Here is a 17829-nt window from a genome sequence, read left to right on the forward strand (position 1 = left end):
TATCTTTACATTAGAAAATGAGTAGCAAAATATACAATAACACAAACATCTTGTAGTATTTTATATATTTTAGAACGATATTGTACCAATAGGTTCAGAAATAATTTTAACAAAATTCATAGTCAATCAATAAAACTATGAATTAAAACTGTAAATTTAATACTAATGGAACCAGGCAAAAAGTCATCACCTAAAAAATTGATACCAAAGGAAGAAGTCAAAGCAAAATCCTTTACGGTAGTAGCCATAGGTGCATCAGCAGGAGGACTGGAAGCTTTTAGTCTATTATTAAAAAAATTACCTTCAGATACCGGCATGGCATATATTTATGTCCAACACCTAAGTCCTAACCATAAAAGTTTACTGACTACAATTCTTTCTAAGATTACTAAAATGAAAGTGCAGGAAATTGATAACATGGAAAAAATGGAACCCAATAATGTATATATAATTCCTCCTAATAAAGTAATAGAAGTAATTAACGGGCATATTCAATTGCTTCCATTTATTAAAAAAAACATCCCTAACCTTACCATAGACTTTCTTTTTTCCTCACTAGCTGAAACACACAAAGAAAATGTTATTGGTATAGTACTTTCAGGTTATGCCAATGACGGTATGATTGGACTCAAAGCTATTAAAGATGCTGGAGGAATAACATTTGCACAAGATGAAACCGCACAAGCCAGCAGCATGCCTAAATCTGCAATTGCATCTGGAGTGGTAGACTTTATTTTATCGCCTGAAGAAATTGCGTTAGAATTAGTTCACATTAGTAAAAATGGTTTTGCTAAACAAAAAAACAATAAAAAAGAAATTGCTGTTCTAAATAACAACTATGATCTAAATACCATTTTTGAACTTTTACTCAAACAAACTGGTGTAGATTTTAGCCACTATAAGATGCCAACCATTAAGAGACGGGTAAATCATAAAATGCAGCAATATGGAATAAAAACAATAGAAGAATATGTGAAACTTTTACTTAAAAAAAATAATGAAATTGAAATTCTTTATACTGACTTACTAATTAATGTAACTAGTTTTTTTAGAGAAACTGAAACTTTCAAGTTTTTAAAAACGGATCTTTTTCCAAAACTTTTAAATAGTAAATCTTCTGAAGAAACACTGAGAATATGGGTTCCTGCCTGCTCCACAGGGCAAGAAGCTTATTCTATCGCAATGATTATTGCCGAATTGCAAGAGAATAAAACCAATAAAATACCTGTGCAAATTTTTGCAACTGATTTAAGCGAGGAAGCAATAAGGGATGCTCGAATAGGAGAATATTCTCAAAGTGATATCGATGCTATTCCTAAAAAGTATTTATCCCGTTTTTTTACTAAAGAAGGTGACAATTATCGTATTATAAAAGAACTTCGTGAAATGTGCATATTTGCACCTCACAATATTTTACGAGATCCTCCTTTTTCACGTATGGATTTTGTTAGTTGCTGTAATCTTCTCATTTATTTCGATTCAGCTGCACAAAAAAAAGTTTTTGCATCCCTTCATTTTGCATTGAACGATGGCGGGTTTTTAATGCTTGGTAAAGCAGAAAGTATAGGAACATCGTCTCTACTTTTTACTCTAATAAATAATAAGTTTAAAATCTATTCTCGAAAAAATAATTTGGGAGTGAGAAAAATACTTGAATTAACACCTCGTTTTACGCGTATTAATATGTCTAGTAAAAAAACAAATATTACCTCTAAAAATATAAGTGTGAATCAAGAAAGTTTAGAAAACGCTATTGATTCTACGCTTCTTTCTAATTATATGCCCGCATGTGCAGTAGTTAATAAAGACATGGAAATTTTGCAGTTTAGAGGCCCCGTTTCTTCCTACCTTGAACATGCTTCAGGTAAAGCCAGTCTTAATATTTTAAAAATGGCACGTCCTGAATTTGCTTTTGAACTTCGTAATGCGATTAATAAAGCAATAGAAACGAAACAATGCGTATACAAATCAGGTATTGAAATAAAAATAGACTCCGTTTTAAGATTGATGTCTTTTGAAGTTTGTCCACTTAAAATTGAGTGGGACGAACCCTTACTACTTATAGTTTTTAAACCTCAGGAACTGATAGAAAAATTTATCGATAGTGATTCTGACAAAAAAAACAATGCAACACTAAAAGACTTAAAAATAAAAAAACTGACAGAGGAGTTAAATACTACCCGTACAGAAATGATTACTATCATTGAATCTCAAGAAACTATTTATGAAGAACTACAAGCTGCAAATGAAGAGATAGTTTCCTCAAATGAAGAATTTCAAACCTTGAATGAAGAACTTGAGACCTCAAAAGAAGAAATTGAAGCCACTAATGAAGAGCTTATTTCGACCAATCAAGAATTACAAATGCGACATGATTTATTAATAGAATCACATGAGTATTCTGAAGCTATTATTGCGACCATACATGAACCAATGCTTATTTTGAATAAAAATTTCCATGTAATATCAGCTAATAAATCTTTTTACAAAAAATTTCAAGTTGATAAAGACGAAACCGAAGGGAAATTATTATTTGATTTAGGAAATAAGCAATGGAATATTACAAAACTCCGTGAAGTTCTAAATGATATATTTTCCAAAAATAGTAGTTTCGAAAATTTTGAAGTAACACACACTTTTTCTGGAATTGGAGAAAGAATAATGCTGCTCAATGCTCATTTAATTATTCAAAAAACAAATAGTGAACAATTAATTCTTCTTGCTATAGAAGATATTACGGACCGTTCCCGTTATTATCTCAAAGAAAAATATTTTCTTAATCTTATCGAAGCTAGTCTCGATCCTTTAATGACAATAAGTAATGAAGGTAAGATTACAGATATGAATCGAGCTACGGTAAATATTACAGGTATATCCCGTGAAAAATTAAAAGGATCAGATTTCTTTGGATATTTTACTGAACCTGAAAAGGCACGAGCTATTTATCAAGAAGTATTTTCTAAAGGTCTTATTACCAATTCTCCTCTCAAGCTACTTCACAAAGAAGGCAAACTTACTGACGTATTATTAAACGGATCAGTTTACAAAGATGATAGCGGAAATGTTCTTGGTGTGGTTATTGTTGCCCGAGACGTAACCGATCAAAAAAGAATTGAATCCGAATTAATAGAATCAAAAGTATTTGCAGAATTGGCAACTTTGATAGCAGAAGAAGCTAAAAGTAAAGCGGAACAGGCCACACAAATTGCTGAAGATGCGATGAAAGCAAAACAACAATTTTTGTCAAATATGAGTCATGAAATCCGGACTCCAATGAATGCCATCATTGGATTTACTAGAGTGATCTTAAAAACCGATTTATCTGATAAACAAAAAGAATATTTAAATGCTATAAAAATGAGTGGTGATACATTAATAGCATTGATTAATGATATCCTTGATTTAGCAAAAGTCGATGCCGGTAAAATGACTTTTGAACAAAAACCATTCAAAATGGAAGTTTCTATAACTTCAATGCTTCAATTATTTGAGACCAAAATTCAAGAAAAAAATTTAGAATTAGTTACAAATTATGACAAAAAAATACCTGCTGTTCTTCTAGGAGATCCAATTAGATTGCACCAGATTATTTTAAATTTAGTTAGCAATGCTGTGAAATTTACTTCTCAAGGCAAAATTATGGTTAGCACCAGTTTATTGTTTGAAGATGAAGAAAAAGTAATTATTGAATTTGCAATTACCGATAGTGGAATTGGTATTCCACAGGATAATATTGATTTAATATTTGAAAACTTTCAACAGGCTACCAACGGAACTTCGAGTCTATATGGAGGGACAGGTTTAGGGCTTGCCATTGTTAAGCAGCTGGTAATGTCACAAGGAGGAAGTATTCGTGTCAAAAGTAAAATTAATGAAGGTTCTACATTTAGTTTTACTTTGCCTTTTCTAAAAACAAAAATAGATACTGAATTAGAAACTACCCTAAAAGGATTAGATACAGTAGTAAAAAATATAAAAATATTGGTTGTAGAAGATATAACACTCAATCAACTATTGATGAAAACAATATTGGATGATTTTGGATTTGAACGTGATATTGCTGACAATGGAAAAATTGCCATTGAAAAGCTTCTGGTAAAATCGTATGATATTATTTTAATGGACTTACAAATGCCAGTGATGAATGGGTTTGAAACTACCGAATACATTCGTAACACTCTGAACTTAAAAATCCCAATCATTGCTTTGACAGCTGATGTTACTACAGTTGATTTGAAAAAATGTAAAGCAGTAGGAATGAATGATTATATAGCTAAACCCATCGATGAAAAATTACTATTCACCAAAATTGTTGAGCTAACAAAATAAAGCTCTATTTCACTGAACCTCAAAAGACCTTTAACAGCTCTCGATTATTTTTAATGTAACATTTGGTTATAAATATTAGATTTCCCTTTTTTTAAGTGTGTGAATGATGTAACTTTTATTGACAATTATGTAATACTTTTAAAGTCTAAACGAAATATATTTGCTTTGTAATTAATTCAAACACAAATGTTTGAATTAATAAAAACTCTAAGCATTTCTCTTTTGATCAAGTAGATACTTCGAAAGTTAAACATAAAAATAAATTACAAAATCAATCTTTAAAAAAATAAAATTATGAATCTTAAAAGAATCTTTGGAGCATTACTTACTGCACTTGGAATAGGTGGCCTTATTTATACTGCAGTATTATTTGCTGGAACATCTGGCGACATGACAGATGTTAAATCATTAATTATTTACGGTGTACTTGGCATTATTTTCTTCGTTTCAGGAATCAGCTTGGTTCGTACAACAAAAGACGAATCATAAAATTATAATTCTGTCTTTGCCAATATTTTGATGCTTAACCCATTTAAATTGGAAAACAAAATAATTTAGATTACCTTTTAATCTTTATTCTCCTGAAAATTCCTAAAACGAATTTAAACTAAAATCGTTACAATTTACAATACAATAACTTCTCTCTGCTTTTTTAAATAGTCGAGAGAAGTTATTTATACAATGCAAAATACTTCATTTTGTTAATTAAATCCTCCTTTTTCTATTAGAATCGAGTGTGAATATTACAACTCATTCTAAAAATTATGTAATGGATTTTAGATCTAAATACAGAACTTTACTAAACTATTAAATAGAAACAGATGAAAAGTACAGCCACCAAAACTATCAAAAAAGTAAAGTTGCAAGAAGGTAAAGGAAATTCAGAAAATACTATACCTGAAACTAAGGAAAATTGTCGTAATATTTTTGTAGAAGAGTTAAAAGAAATCTATTTTAACGAAAAAGCATTAATGCTATCCATTCCTGTAATGATTAAGAATGCAACTACTAATGAATTAGTAGATGCGCTCAAAGTACATTTGCAATTTACACTAGATCACCTAAAACGCTTAGAAGACTTTTTTTGTTCAATTGGCGAAACAGATATTATGCTAAAATATGATGCAATGTATGGATCAATTACGCCAAAAGGATAAATAAATCAGTAATAGTCCAGATGCATAAAACAATACTGCTATTTTGTTAGATAGTCTGTTTTCTGGTTTGCCAGGTTGGCGAAACAGCATCAAGAACATAGGAGTTTTCCAACCTTCCGCCTATGACCAACGAATTGGTACACGAGCTTGATACCTGTTAATCAGAATATTTTAAAAGGCATAAAAATCTGACTTAATTTTTGAGAGCAATTTTATTATGCAATATAAACCGCATAACTAAAATTGCTTTTAAATTGTAACAAACTCATTTAAAGCACCATATAGTTTAATTTACTTCATTATCCAAGAGACAAGTCATTAAATATAATTATCTTTATATCAATATTTTAAGTTAAATAAACATGAAAGCAGATACATTATTTACACCAAAAAAAGTAGGTTCTATTGATTTAAAAAATCGAATTGTTATGGCACCCATGACTCGATGTAGAGCAATTGGAAACATTCCTAATGAATTAATGGCTAAATATTATCAACAACGCGCAAGTGCCGGATTGATCATAACCGAAGGAACCTCACCGTCACCTAATGGTCTTGGATATGCTCGAATTCCCGGAGTTTTTAATACGCAACAAATTGAAGGTTGGAAAAAAATCACCAATGCAGTTCATGAAAAAGGTGGTAAAATAATCATTCAATTAATGCACTCCGGAAGAATCAGCCATCTGCTTAATATGTCTAAAGAATCTGAGATATTAGCACCTTCCCAAGTAAAAGCAGCGGGGCAAATGTGGACTGATTCAAAAGGCCTTCAAGATTTTATAGTCCCAAAAGAAATGACTGCTCAAGACATTTTGAATGCAAAAGAAGAATATGTGACCGCAGCAAAAAATGCTTTATCAGCAGGTTTTGATGGTGTAGAACTGCATGGGGCAAATGGATATTTACTGGAAGAATTTCTTTCGCCTGTCAGTAATATCAGAACAGACGGTTATGGTGGAAGCATTGAAAATCGATGTCGTTTTGTTATTGAAGTTGTAGCTGCAGTTGCACTAGCTATTGGAAAAGAAAAAACGGGTATTCGTTTATCGCCTTATGGCGTAGCAAGTGATATGCCGCATTATCCTGAAATAGATGCTACTTATGATTATTTATCTAAAGAACTCAACAAACTGGAAATTGCATACATTCATCTTGTGGATCATTCTGCTATGGGAGCTCCAGAAGTTCCTTTGGAAATTAAAAAATTGATCCGGCATAATTTTAAAAATACACTAATCCTTTGTGGTGGCAATACCAAAGAAAGTGCCGAAGAAGCTATTGAAAGCGGACTTACAGATTTGGTCGCTTTTGGTCGTCCGTTTATAAACAATCCTGATTTAGTAGAACGATTTGAAAACAATTGGCCTTTATCTCAAGACCTTAATATGGATTTATTTTATACTGCTGATGAAAAAGGATATACTGATTATCCCGTATATAAAAGTTGATAAAAGAATATGTTGAATGCTAAAACATTGTTTTAAATCATTTTAAATCAAAAGCAAATGAAAGATATAGCGCAATTATTAGCTTTATTAGGCGATGAAAAAGACTCTTTATTAAATCATGTCTGTAAAACAATTTCGAAAGATCAAATTCATTTACCCAATCCTTCTCATATAGATACCGTTTTTTTACAAAGCAATCGAAACGGACAAACTCTTCGCAGTTTGACACAATTATACCATCATGGGCGACTTTCGGATACTGGCTATATTTCTATTTTACCCGTAGATCAAGGAATTGAACATACTGCAGGAAGTTCATTTTCTCCAAACCCTATTTATTTTGACCCTGAAAATATTGTAAAATTAGCGATTGAGGCAGGTTGTAACGCAGTGGCCTCTACAATGGGAGGACTTGCACTGTTATCCAGAAAATATGCGCATAAAATTCCGTTTGTGGTAAAAATCAATCACAATGAACTCCTAACCTATCCCAATAAATACGATCAAATCATGTTTGGAAGTGTTCGAGACGCTTGGAATATGGGAGCTGTAGCTGTAGGTGCAACAGTTTACTTTGGCTCAGCCGAATCTAACAGACAAATTATAGCAGTCGCAAAAGCATTTGAAGAAGCGCATAATTTAGGTATGGCAACCATTCTTTGGTGTTATTCAAGAAATGATGGATTCATAAAAGACGGTGTCGATTACAATACCGCTGCTGATATCACTGGTCAAGCCAATTACTTAGGTGTTTCTATTCAGGCTGATATCATTAAACAAAAGTTACCAACGAATAACGGCGGTTTTACCACGATCCAATTTGCAAAAACAAATCCAGATATGTATTCCAAATTAGCCAGTAATCATCCCATAGACTTATGCCGCTATCAGGTAATGAATTGTTTTTCTGGCCGTATCAGCATGATTAATTCAGGAGGTGAATCAAAAGGCGAAACTGATTTGGCCGAAGCCATAAAAACTGCCGTTATAAATAAACGAGCAGGTGGAGCTGGAATGATTATGGGTCGAAAAGCTTTCCAGCGTCCCTTTGGCGAAGGCGTAAAACTCATAAATTCTGTTCAGGAAATTTATCTTGCTAAAGAAGTTTATATTGCTTAAATCATTGATTTACAAATTAATAAAAAGCCACGCAAATAAATTAAAATACTGATTACAAGCTTTTCCTTAAATTCTAGGTGTGAATCATGTAACTTATTTTTACAATTTTATAATACTTTTAGAAAGGAATAAAATGACCTTTGTATTATAGTATACTTTCTTACTTCTTGCATATAATTTAAAAAAGAACTTGTATGAAGTCATTAAAAAAGTAGCAATCAATTAAATAATAAAATATAGAAAATATGAAACTACAAATTGGAATTTCACAAGAGCATTTAAAAAATAGCATTTCTATCCTGTCGTCAATTTTAGCGAATGAAATGACACTGTATGTTAAATTACGAAAATTTCATTGGAATGTTTCCGGCGAAAGTTTTATGGAATTTCACAAACTATTTGAAAGCCAATATACACAATTGGAAGCTTCAATAGATGAAATTGCAGAACGCATCAGCAAATTAGGAGGGAAAACTATTGGAACAATGAAAGAATTTTCAGATTTAACTATAATAAAAGAATCGCCTAATCATTACCCATCCCAAAAAGACATGGTTAAAGAATTATTAGAAGATCATGAAACAGTTATTGTTCATCTTCGAAAAGATGTTGACATAAGTGCCGAAGAAAATAAAGATGCTGGAACGGCTGATTTCCTTACAGGTTTGATGGAAGCACACGAAACAATGGCTTGGACACTAAGAAGATATTTAGAATAATAAAAAACATAAAAAAATGGAAAATTCAGAAAACGAAGTTTATTCAGCTTCTAATAGTCATTGTAGAGTTGGTAAAATAACTCCTAAAAAAATTGAAGAAGATAAATCTGTAACAAAAATAGATTCATAAAAATAGTAAAGTTAGGTTGGTTTTTTTTGGTTTGGTTAAGGGCTATTGTTTTTACAATAGCCCTTTTTGGTATTATAATTATTCCAATCTTTATTTAAATTAATCACATTGACTATTCAATTTAAAACATGTAAATTATATAACATTTACCTAAAGTAATGTAATGTTTTTTTAGATTAAATAACTGAAATTTAAATAATTGTAATTCATTAATTGTAAAAACAGTTACATCGTACAACACTAAAAAAACAGCTATGAAAACAACAAAAAAATTAGGTGTTTGGATGGATCATTCCATGGCCCATCTAATGGAATTTACCTCTAAGCATTTTGAAATTGAAACGATTGAATCAAAACTTAGCAACCAGGAAAAAATTACAAGATTAGCAAAATCTGAAAACTCAAGTTTTAGTAAAGAGAAAAAGCAACTCCTTGATTACTATAAAAAAATTGGAGAAGCCATAAAAAATTATAAACGCGTAATCCTCTTTGGACCTACGGATGCAAAAATAGAACTCTTTGATCTTTTGAGTGAAGACACCCGTTTTTTAAAAATTAAATTCGAGATTAAAAACACTGATAAAATGACCAAAAATCAGCAACATACTTTTGTTAAAGAATACTTTTCAAGAGCATAATTCAAACTTTATAAAATAATATATCCACTTAAAAAAATTAAAAATGAAAATAAGAACTATAGGAATCGTTATGATTATTTTGGGCATAATTATGTTGTTGTATAATAGTTTTAATTATGTAACAACTGAAAAAGTGGTTGACATAGGACCAATTCAAATCAACAAGGAAGTTAATCATCCCATAAAATGGTCTCCAGTTATAGGAATTGTACTTGCTGTGGGAGGTATCGTTCTAATAGTAGTAAGTAATAAAAAAGAAGCTTAATTCTCTCTTTAAAGTTTTAATTTACTGAATGTGTGAATAATGCAACATTAAATAATAGTTATATAACACATTTACCTCCAATTATAATGAATTTTGTAAAGGAGCTAGTTTTAAATAAAATGTATTAAAGTATAACCTAGTTTAGTTACTGTTAAAATATAATAAGATGAATAAAGATAAATCAATTGTTGTATTAAATAATCTTATTGAAATCAATAATGATAGAATTCAGGTTTATGAAACTGCAACAATAGTAACAGAAGAAAGTGATTTGAAAAATTTGTTTTCTGAATTCCAAAAAACAAGCAAAATTTTTAAATCAGAACTGGTAAAAGAAGTTCAAAAAATGGGTGGTGTTGCTATTGATGTAATTAAACAAAACAGTTTTTTTGTGAAGCTTTGGATTAATTTCAAAGCAAGTATTATCGATAAAGAACGAGAAGACATTTTAAATACTCTTAAATACAAAGAATTCGTAGCTATAGAAAACTATAAAGACACTTTGGCTAATAATTTTGACCACCTTACCGCTGAGCTTATTATTATGCTTAAATCCCAACAAATTTTATTAACTGCTCATCATGATGAAGTGAAAAAGTTAGGTGATTTATGTTGTCTTAATAAAAATATTTTTTCACTAATTTACTTTAAGTAAATGATTATTCCGCATCCATAAAAAACACAATAATAAATGAATAATATAGTAATAGCCAAAAAAGAAAGTATAATCATCTATTTGAAAGAAACTTTTAATGATGTAGGCAATATTACATTATTTTCAATACGTTTTTTTAAAGAAGTGATTAGGTCTCCTTATGAAATAAAGGAATTCATTAAACAATGTTATGTAATTGGATATAAATCTTTACCCTTGGTAACCATCACAGGTTTTATAATGGGATTAGTGCTTACGCTGCAATCAAGACCTACATTGGCCAAGTTTGGTGCAGAATCCTGGCTGCCAAGTATGGTTGCTCTTTCATTAATCAGAGAAATTGCTCCCGTAATTACCGCTTTGATTTGTGCTGGTAAAGTTTCATCCGGTATTGGCGCAGAATTAGGTTCCATGAAAGTGACAGAACAAATAGATGCGATGGAGGTATCGGCTATAAATCCATATAAATATTTAGTTGTCACAAGAGTTTTGGCTACAACGCTTATGATTCCGCTGTTAGTGATTTATGCTGATGGTATTGGTATTATCGGAGGATATGTAGGTATAAATATCCATAGTGATGTTAATTTGTATCGTTACCTCTCGCAAGTTTTAGAATCCATTACATTCTTAGATATTTTTCCGGCGACTCTGAAAACTTTTTTCTTTGGTTTTTTTATTGGTATGATTGGTTGTTACAAAGGTTTCAATGCTGTTAACGGAACCGAAAGTGTTGGAAAAGCCGCTAACTCTGCCGTAGTTACTGCATCACTTACAATATTTATTATTGACATGCTTGCAGTACAAATAACTGATTTATTTTTCTAAAATGATACAAGAAAAAACAATAATAGCTCCTGCCCATATTTCTAAAACTAATACTCCAGTTATAGAAATAAAAGAACTTTATAAATCCTTTGGGAATAATGAGGTTTTAAAAGGAGTTACATTCTCTGTAAATAAAGGCGAAAATTTAGTGGTATTAGGAAAATCAGGTTCTGGAAAATCAATAGCTATAAAATGTTTAGTAGGTTTAGTCGTTGCTGACAAAGGTGAAATAAATGTATTTGGCACAGATATCACAAAAATTGATACCAATGAACTTAATGAAATTAGAGTTAGAATTGGGTTTCTTTTTCAAAATGCAGCTTTGTATGATTCCATGAGTGTTCGAGAAAACCTTGGATTTACCTTGAAAAGACATGCTAAAGATTTATCTGCTGAAGAGGTAGAAAATCAAATTAAAGAGGTTTTAGAAAGTGTCGGTTTAAGTGAAGTAATTGATAAAATGCCTTCGGAATTATCAGGAGGAATGCGAAAAAGGATAGGACTTGCAAGAACTCTTATTCTGAAACCCGAAATAGTATTATATGATGAACCTACCACTGGATTAGACACTATAACGTCAAGAGAAATCAGCGAGTTACTGTTAGAAATCCAAAAAAAAAATAAAACATCTTCCATTATTATCACTCATGACATGGCTTGTGCAAAACACACCGCTGATCGACTGGTGATTTTAAAAGATGGTGTGATACATGCCGAAGGAACGTACAAAGAATTAGAAAAAAGTGATGACGAATGGGTTCGCTCTTTTTTCATATAAAAATAAAAAAATAAAAAATGAATAAAGAATCTGGATACCAATGGAAGTTAGGAATGTTTGTAATTATAGGATTGGTACTTTTTGTTGCAACAATTTATTTTGTTGGAAAACAGAAAAATCTATTTGGTGCTACATTTGAATTAAATTCAAAATTTAATTCGGTGAACGGACTTGAAGTAGGTAATAATGTTCGTTTTTCCGGTATCAATATCGGTACAGTGGAAGAAATTGAATTTCTTACAGACACCTCAGTAGTTATCAAATTAGTCATAAAAGAAGAAGTCCGTAAATACATTAAAAAAGACGCTATTGCAAGTATCAATTCAGATGGTTTGATGGGCGATAAAGTACTCACAATATCCTCTGGAAAAAACTCTAATATCATTGTAGAAGACAATGATAATATTGCTTCAAAGCAAGCTATAGAAATGGATGATTTAATGGTTAGTGTAAAAAAAAGTGTTGATAATGCAGGTGTTATTACCGCTCAACTCGCTCAATTCAGTTATAGCATGAACAATGGAAATGGTGCTTTATCTAAATTAGTTTCCGATGAGGAATTTGGTAATAGTATAAAAAAAATGGTTGCTAATCTTGAAAATAGTTCTAATGAATTTAAAAAATTTACTGTCAAAATGAATGATGGTAAAGGTGCGCTATCAAAATTAGTGAGTGATGAAAAAATGGGTCGAATGATTGATTCTACTTTAACAAATATAAAAACAGGAACAGAAGGTCTTAATGAAGTTATAGAAGCTGCAAAACATAATTTCCTATTAAGAGGCTATTTCAATAAAAAGAAAAAAGCAGAAGATAAAAAACTGGATGACCTCGAAGATCAGGAAGAAATAGAAATGAAAAAGGAATTAAACATAGGTGCCAAATTTGATACTATAAAATAGCTTTTTGACAAATACCTTTGGATAGTGATATCGTAAAATATTTATTCTAAAGTATAGTAAATTAAGAAAATACTTATTTTTAAATACCTAAAAGTGAGAATACTACAACTTTATAATAAAGTTATATAACATTTGATTTTAAAGCACGTAGTACCTTTACAAAACTATAAATATTTTGAACCCCTAAATTAAAATGAAAATGAAAAAAATGAAAATTATTCTGTCTTTCATCATGCTTGGATTATTAATTTATTCATGCAACAATGATGATACCAATGCGAGTTATCCGTATGCAGTAAGATTGACTGATGCTCCAGGACCATATGATGAAGTGAATGTAGACATACAAGGTGTGGAAGTTATTGGTGAAGATGGCAAAACTATAGCACTTAATGTAGAAAAAGGAATTTATAATTTACTTGAATTTTCTAATGGTGTCGATACATTAATTGCAACTGATTCACTGGAAATTTCTTCAGTAAAACAAATAAGACTTATTCTAGGTGCCGATAATACAGTAGTTCTTGATGGTGTGAGTTATCCTTTGAGTACGCCAAGTGCGGAACAAAGCGGATTAAAACTTCAAGTTAACCAAACACTTCAAGAAGGTTTTTTGTATACTGTTCTTTTGGATTTTGATGCCAATAAATCAGTGGTGAAATTAGGAAATGGCGGATATCAATTGAAACCGGTTATTAGAACAATAGAAAAAGCAATTAGCGGTTCTATAAAAGGGAAAATTACTCCAATAGGAACAATGGCGGTAGTTGAAGCAACCTCATCAACAGCTGTAAGTTACACGAGTAATGTTAATGAAAACGGTGATTTTTTAGTAATGGGACTTCCTCCGGGAACCTACACCATTACCATCACTCCTGCTCTACCGTTATTACCAGTAACAAAAACTGACATAGTAGTTACAGCTGGCATCACAACTGACATAGGAGCTTTCATCATATTATAAGAGGATTGTTTAAAATGCTGGTTTTAACTACAAAACAGCATTACATACAACCCGATAAATCTAAAATCATTAAAAACATCATTCAATATTACGATGTTTTTAATGATTTTATTTTTTTAGGTTCAAATAAAAATACCAATCTAAATAATCTCAAATTTAATTCAACATGAAAACCGAAAAAGAACTCAATGAAGCTATTCTTAAAATTACAATGAAAATACGGAATGACTATCCTGAATTATCTAAATATTTATTAGAGATGCCCGTAACTATTCCGGACATTTCAAATCCTGAAATAAACAGTAAAACACTAACGGATTATTACGAATCATTAGAAAATATGCTGAAAAAATATATTTCAAATCATAACAAGACTTCCTAATTAATCCGCAATTAATTATTGATTTTCAATGCCATAAAAATATTCTTTTATTCTACTAGTCTTTTTTACAGGAATCCTGTTAATTTTTATAAAATCAGTGAATAAAACAAGTTATTCCAAAAGTTATATAACTGATTTAATGCTTAAACGCGCGAACTTTGTAAAGTGAAAACTATTTCGCATACAATACATACAAAAAATGAATTCAACAGAACTAAAAGGAAATTGGGAAGAGCAAAAAGGAAAATTAAAACAAAAATTTGCCGCTTTAACCGAGAATGATTTACTTTTCACAGAAGGTAAGAAAGAGGAAATGATTGGTAAACTTCAATCCAAATTAAGCATAACAAAAGAAGAATTACTTAAGATTATTGAATCCATCTAATAATTTAATTTCAAAAAAAAACCTTGTTTGCCCCTATTACTACATTGTTCATTTTGGTTAATACCGCTTCATAATTCAAACTAGTAGAATTTTATGCTGCTAGTTTGAATTATAAAAACGGTATTCCAAAAATCATTTTAATACCATCAAAAAATTTAACATTAAAGCTATATAAAATGAAAAAGACACTTTTTACCCTTGCAATAACAACCTTCATGGCTGGAACCATTTTAACAGGTTGTCAAAATTCTTCCAAAAAAGAAGAAGTTGCTCTGGATAATGTAGAAGACGCTAGAGAAAATCTTGATGAAGCAAAAGAAGAATTGTCAGATGCAAGAAAAGTAGCAACTGAAGAAGAATGGAATGCATTCAAAGCAAGTACTAATGCTACAATTGCTGAAAATGAAATGAGAATAGCAGAGATGAAAGCCAGTATGAAAAAAACCGGAAAATCAATCGATGATGAATATGCTCAAAAAATTGACATTTTAGAACAAAAAAATAATGATATAAAAGCTAAGATTGAAACTTATAAAAATGATGCCAGCAGTGATTGGGAAGCTTTTAAACAGGAATACAATCGCGATATGGATGAACTTGGCCAGGCATTGAAAAACCTCACAGTAGACAACAAATAGTAAATTAAAAAAAACAACTAAAAATATTTTATAATAAATCATTTTAAGTGTGAATAATGTAAACTTAACCAAAAGTATTGTAACAAAATTTGAGAGTATGATGTTGATATTTGTAGTATAGTAATTCATAAAAACAAATAAAATGAAAAATTCAAAAAAACTAATTTTTACCTCATTAGTCATAACGTTCATGACTTTAACTAATGCTAATGCTCAAGAAAACGTTTCAAAATTTGGTGTAAAAGGGGGTGTAAACTTCTCTAATTTATATACTGATGATGTTGACGACAATAATATGTTAACAGGATTTAATGTTGGTTTTTTTGCTAAATTACCTATTGCGAATAATATTGCCTTACAACCTGAAATCTCTTATACTGGAAAAGGAGCAGAACTAGTTTACAATAACGCTTTTGTAAGTGGAACTGCTCAGTTTAAATTAGATTATATTGAAGTGCCTCTTTTATTAGTGGTCAATGTTACCAAGAATTTTAATATTCACGCAGGTCCTTATGCTGCTTATATGGTTAGTGCCAAAACGACTAATAAATCAGATAGTGGCAGCTATAATTTTGAAGACAATATTGATACGGATGATTTTAACAAGTTTGATGCAGGTCTTGCCGGTGGTGTTGGGATTGATTTAGAACCAGTTAGTTTTGGAGTACGTTACAATTATGGATTAACTAAGATTGGAAAAGAGGACTCATCAACTAGCTTTAGCTCTCCAGATGCTAAAAATAGTGTTTTGAGTTTCTATGCTGCTTTTGCATTTTAATTAATTACAAAAGGCAATCTTAATTTTATCATAAATGCGCGTAAAACACTGTAAAACAGAACACTAAACATTTATTTTATACGTAACTTTACTGGATTTAATCTAAATTAATCATTAAAAACTAAAAATCATGAGCAATCTTCTTTACACAATCGCAGTAATATTAGTTATTTTTTGGGCAATTGGCTTCTTTGCTTACAGTGTAGGATCAATTATTCATATACTTCTCGTTATTGCAGTTATTGCAGTTATATTGAGAATTATTCAAGGAAGAAAAATCTAATACTTCTACCTATCATTAAACGACAAAAAGCAAATAAAATATAAATCATTAAAAACTAGAAATCATGAGCAATCTTCTTTACACAATCGCAGTAATTTTAGTCATTTTTTGGGCAATTGGATTCTTTGCTTTCAGCCTAGGATCAATCATTCACGTACTTCTTGTTATTGCGGTAATTGCAATACTATTTAGACTTATACAAGGTCGAAGTATCTAATCAAATAATAAAAATAATAAAATACATAATTATGAAAGCAGATAAAATAATATTAGGAGTTTTAGGAGGCGTAGCCGTTGGAGCATTATTAGGAGTATTGTTTGCACCTGAAAAAGGAGATAAAACAAGAAAAAAAATTATGGACAAGAGCAACGATTATGCTGATGAATTAAAAGACAAATTAGATACTTTATTGGGAACAATCAATAAAAAGTATGAGAAAATTTGGAGCGAAGGCGAAAATTTAATCGCTGAAGGAAAATCAAAATTTGATGATGCAAAACATGAAATTAAAAATACAAGTATCTAAAACGAAACTTCGATATTAAAATTTCACAAGTAAATACGTTTACAATTTATACCATGGAAAACAACGCAACAACAATAGAAATGCTTTTTGAGAAAGCAGAGGATTATACTCGAACAACAGTAGAATTGGTCAAGTTAAATACAGTAGATAAAACTGCTGATGTACTGTCCTCACTTCTTTCTCGATTAACTGTTTCTATTGTTTTTGTTATGTTTGCCTTTCTTGTCAATATTGGTCTTTCCTTATGGATAGGCGAATTATTAGGTAAAGTATATTATGGTTTTTTTATAGTATCCAGTGCTTATTTTTTGATTTCAACAATCCTATATATTTATAAAGATCAATGGCTTAAAATACCAATCAGCAATTTTATCATTGTCAAAATGCTTAAAAAAAACTAATATGAAAACCATTAATGAGACAGATACTCTTAAGGAAACAATATTATTGCTTAAATTAAAACAAGCTAACGAGTTAGTACATCTTAAAGACCAGTATTATCATACGTATGAAAGTTTAAAACCTTTAAATATAATCAAAAATGTTTTTGGTCAAATGGCTACCTCATCTGATTTTAAAGGAAATATACTTAGTAATGCTATTGGTATATCAACTGGTTATTTGACTAAAAAAGTTTTGCTGGGATCAACCCATAATCCAATCAAAAGAATTCTGGGAACACTACTACAATTCGTAATAACTAATCTTGTTACAAAACATTCAGATACTTCAAAATCATAACTCCACTTATATTTTAGTTTTGAATTGATTTATTCGAATACAATATTCTCAAAAAATTGATAAATCCGTTATAAACCATTTGTTTGTTCTTTTTAAATAAGCTCAAAAACAAAAGTTATAACTTGGTGATTTATTTTATTTAGGATAAAATCTTTTGAAA

22 protein-coding genes are annotated in these 17829 nt (G+C 30.4%); all 22 read left to right on the forward strand.

Going from position 1 to position 17829, the window contains the following annotated elements; all coding sequences use genetic code 11:
* Positions 1-165 precede the first annotated feature (165 nt).
* The 22 genes from QLS97_RS10730 (at position 166) to QLS97_RS10835 (ending at position 17669) form a co-directional block, all read left to right on the forward strand.
* On the forward strand, positions 166-4329 hold the full coding sequence (locus tag QLS97_RS10730) for a chemotaxis protein CheB (protein WP_282716611.1): 4164 nt from the start codon (positions 166-168) through the stop codon (positions 4327-4329).
* Positions 4330-4623: 294 nt separating this feature from the next.
* A complete protein-coding gene (locus tag QLS97_RS10735; protein ID WP_131994329.1) occupies positions 4624-4818 on the forward strand; it encodes a hypothetical protein in 195 nt (64 codons plus the stop codon).
* Positions 4819-5150: 332 nt separating this feature from the next.
* The gene (locus QLS97_RS10740; protein ID WP_282716612.1) at positions 5151-5486 is read left to right on the forward strand and encodes a DUF892 family protein; all 336 of its coding nucleotides are present in this window, start codon (positions 5151-5153) and stop codon (positions 5484-5486) included.
* Between the two features lie 362 nt (positions 5487-5848).
* Positions 5849-6937: an alkene reductase gene (locus tag QLS97_RS10745; RefSeq protein WP_282716613.1), complete on the forward strand. Its 1089-nt coding sequence runs from the start codon at positions 5849-5851 to the stop codon at positions 6935-6937.
* A gap of 57 nt (positions 6938-6994) precedes the next feature.
* Positions 6995-8056: a class I fructose-bisphosphate aldolase gene (locus tag QLS97_RS10750; protein WP_282716615.1), complete on the forward strand. Its 1062-nt coding sequence runs from the start codon at positions 6995-6997 to the stop codon at positions 8054-8056.
* 245 nt (positions 8057-8301) lie between these two features.
* Positions 8302-8775, forward strand: a complete 474-nt coding sequence (locus QLS97_RS10755) for a Dps family protein (RefSeq protein WP_282716616.1) — start codon at positions 8302-8304, stop codon at positions 8773-8775.
* A 384-nt stretch (positions 8776-9159) separates the two neighbouring features.
* On the forward strand, positions 9160-9543 hold the full coding sequence (locus QLS97_RS10760; RefSeq protein ID WP_282716617.1) for a hypothetical protein: 384 nt from the start codon (positions 9160-9162) through the stop codon (positions 9541-9543).
* 43 nt (positions 9544-9586) lie between these two features.
* Positions 9587-9808, forward strand: coding sequence for a YidH family protein (locus tag QLS97_RS10765; RefSeq protein ID WP_282716619.1), 222 nt, complete (start codon positions 9587-9589; stop codon positions 9806-9808).
* Between the two features lie 166 nt (positions 9809-9974).
* The gene (locus QLS97_RS10770) at positions 9975-10463 is read left to right on the forward strand and encodes a PA2169 family four-helix-bundle protein (RefSeq protein ID WP_282716621.1); all 489 of its coding nucleotides are present in this window, start codon (positions 9975-9977) and stop codon (positions 10461-10463) included.
* Between the two features lie 69 nt (positions 10464-10532).
* Positions 10533-11291 (forward strand): MlaE family ABC transporter permease, encoded by a 759-nt coding sequence (locus QLS97_RS10775; RefSeq protein ID WP_282717217.1) that lies wholly within the window; start codon positions 10533-10535, stop codon positions 11289-11291.
* Between the two features lies 1 nt (position 11292).
* Positions 11293-12069: an ABC transporter ATP-binding protein gene (locus QLS97_RS10780; RefSeq protein WP_282716623.1), complete on the forward strand. Its 777-nt coding sequence runs from the start codon at positions 11293-11295 to the stop codon at positions 12067-12069.
* 17 nt (positions 12070-12086) lie between these two features.
* On the forward strand, positions 12087-12971 hold the full coding sequence (locus QLS97_RS10785) for an MlaD family protein (protein WP_282716625.1): 885 nt from the start codon (positions 12087-12089) through the stop codon (positions 12969-12971).
* Positions 12972-13170: 199 nt separating this feature from the next.
* A complete protein-coding gene (locus QLS97_RS10790; RefSeq protein WP_282716627.1) occupies positions 13171-13935 on the forward strand; it encodes a DUF4382 domain-containing protein in 765 nt (254 codons plus the stop codon).
* Between the two features lie 166 nt (positions 13936-14101).
* Positions 14102-14317 (forward strand): hypothetical protein, encoded by a 216-nt coding sequence (locus QLS97_RS10795; protein ID WP_282716629.1) that lies wholly within the window; start codon positions 14102-14104, stop codon positions 14315-14317.
* Positions 14318-14516: 199 nt separating this feature from the next.
* Entirely contained in the window at positions 14517-14702 is a 186-nt protein-coding gene (locus tag QLS97_RS10800) for a CsbD family protein (RefSeq protein ID WP_282716631.1), read from the forward strand.
* 176 nt (positions 14703-14878) lie between these two features.
* Positions 14879-15340, forward strand: a complete 462-nt coding sequence (locus tag QLS97_RS10805) for a sll1863 family stress response protein (protein ID WP_282716633.1) — start codon at positions 14879-14881, stop codon at positions 15338-15340.
* A gap of 142 nt (positions 15341-15482) precedes the next feature.
* The gene (locus QLS97_RS10810) at positions 15483-16118 is read left to right on the forward strand and encodes a porin family protein (RefSeq protein WP_282716635.1); all 636 of its coding nucleotides are present in this window, start codon (positions 15483-15485) and stop codon (positions 16116-16118) included.
* Between the two features lie 130 nt (positions 16119-16248).
* Positions 16249-16401, forward strand: coding sequence for a lmo0937 family membrane protein (locus QLS97_RS10815; RefSeq protein WP_282716637.1), 153 nt, complete (start codon positions 16249-16251; stop codon positions 16399-16401).
* 64 nt (positions 16402-16465) lie between these two features.
* A complete protein-coding gene (locus QLS97_RS10820; protein WP_282716638.1) occupies positions 16466-16618 on the forward strand; it encodes a lmo0937 family membrane protein in 153 nt (50 codons plus the stop codon).
* A gap of 31 nt (positions 16619-16649) precedes the next feature.
* Positions 16650-16928, forward strand: coding sequence for a YtxH domain-containing protein (locus tag QLS97_RS10825; RefSeq protein ID WP_282716640.1), 279 nt, complete (start codon positions 16650-16652; stop codon positions 16926-16928).
* 53 nt (positions 16929-16981) lie between these two features.
* Positions 16982-17329, forward strand: a complete 348-nt coding sequence (locus QLS97_RS10830; RefSeq protein ID WP_282716641.1) for a hypothetical protein — start codon at positions 16982-16984, stop codon at positions 17327-17329.
* A 1-nt stretch (position 17330) separates the two neighbouring features.
* On the forward strand, positions 17331-17669 hold the full coding sequence (locus QLS97_RS10835; protein WP_282716642.1) for a hypothetical protein: 339 nt from the start codon (positions 17331-17333) through the stop codon (positions 17667-17669).
* The last annotated feature ends 160 nt before the right edge of the window (positions 17670-17829 follow it).

The sequence above is a fragment of the Flavobacterium yafengii genome (assembly GCF_030010375.1).
Classification (GTDB): Bacteria; Bacteroidota; Bacteroidia; order Flavobacteriales; family Flavobacteriaceae; genus Flavobacterium; species Flavobacterium yafengii.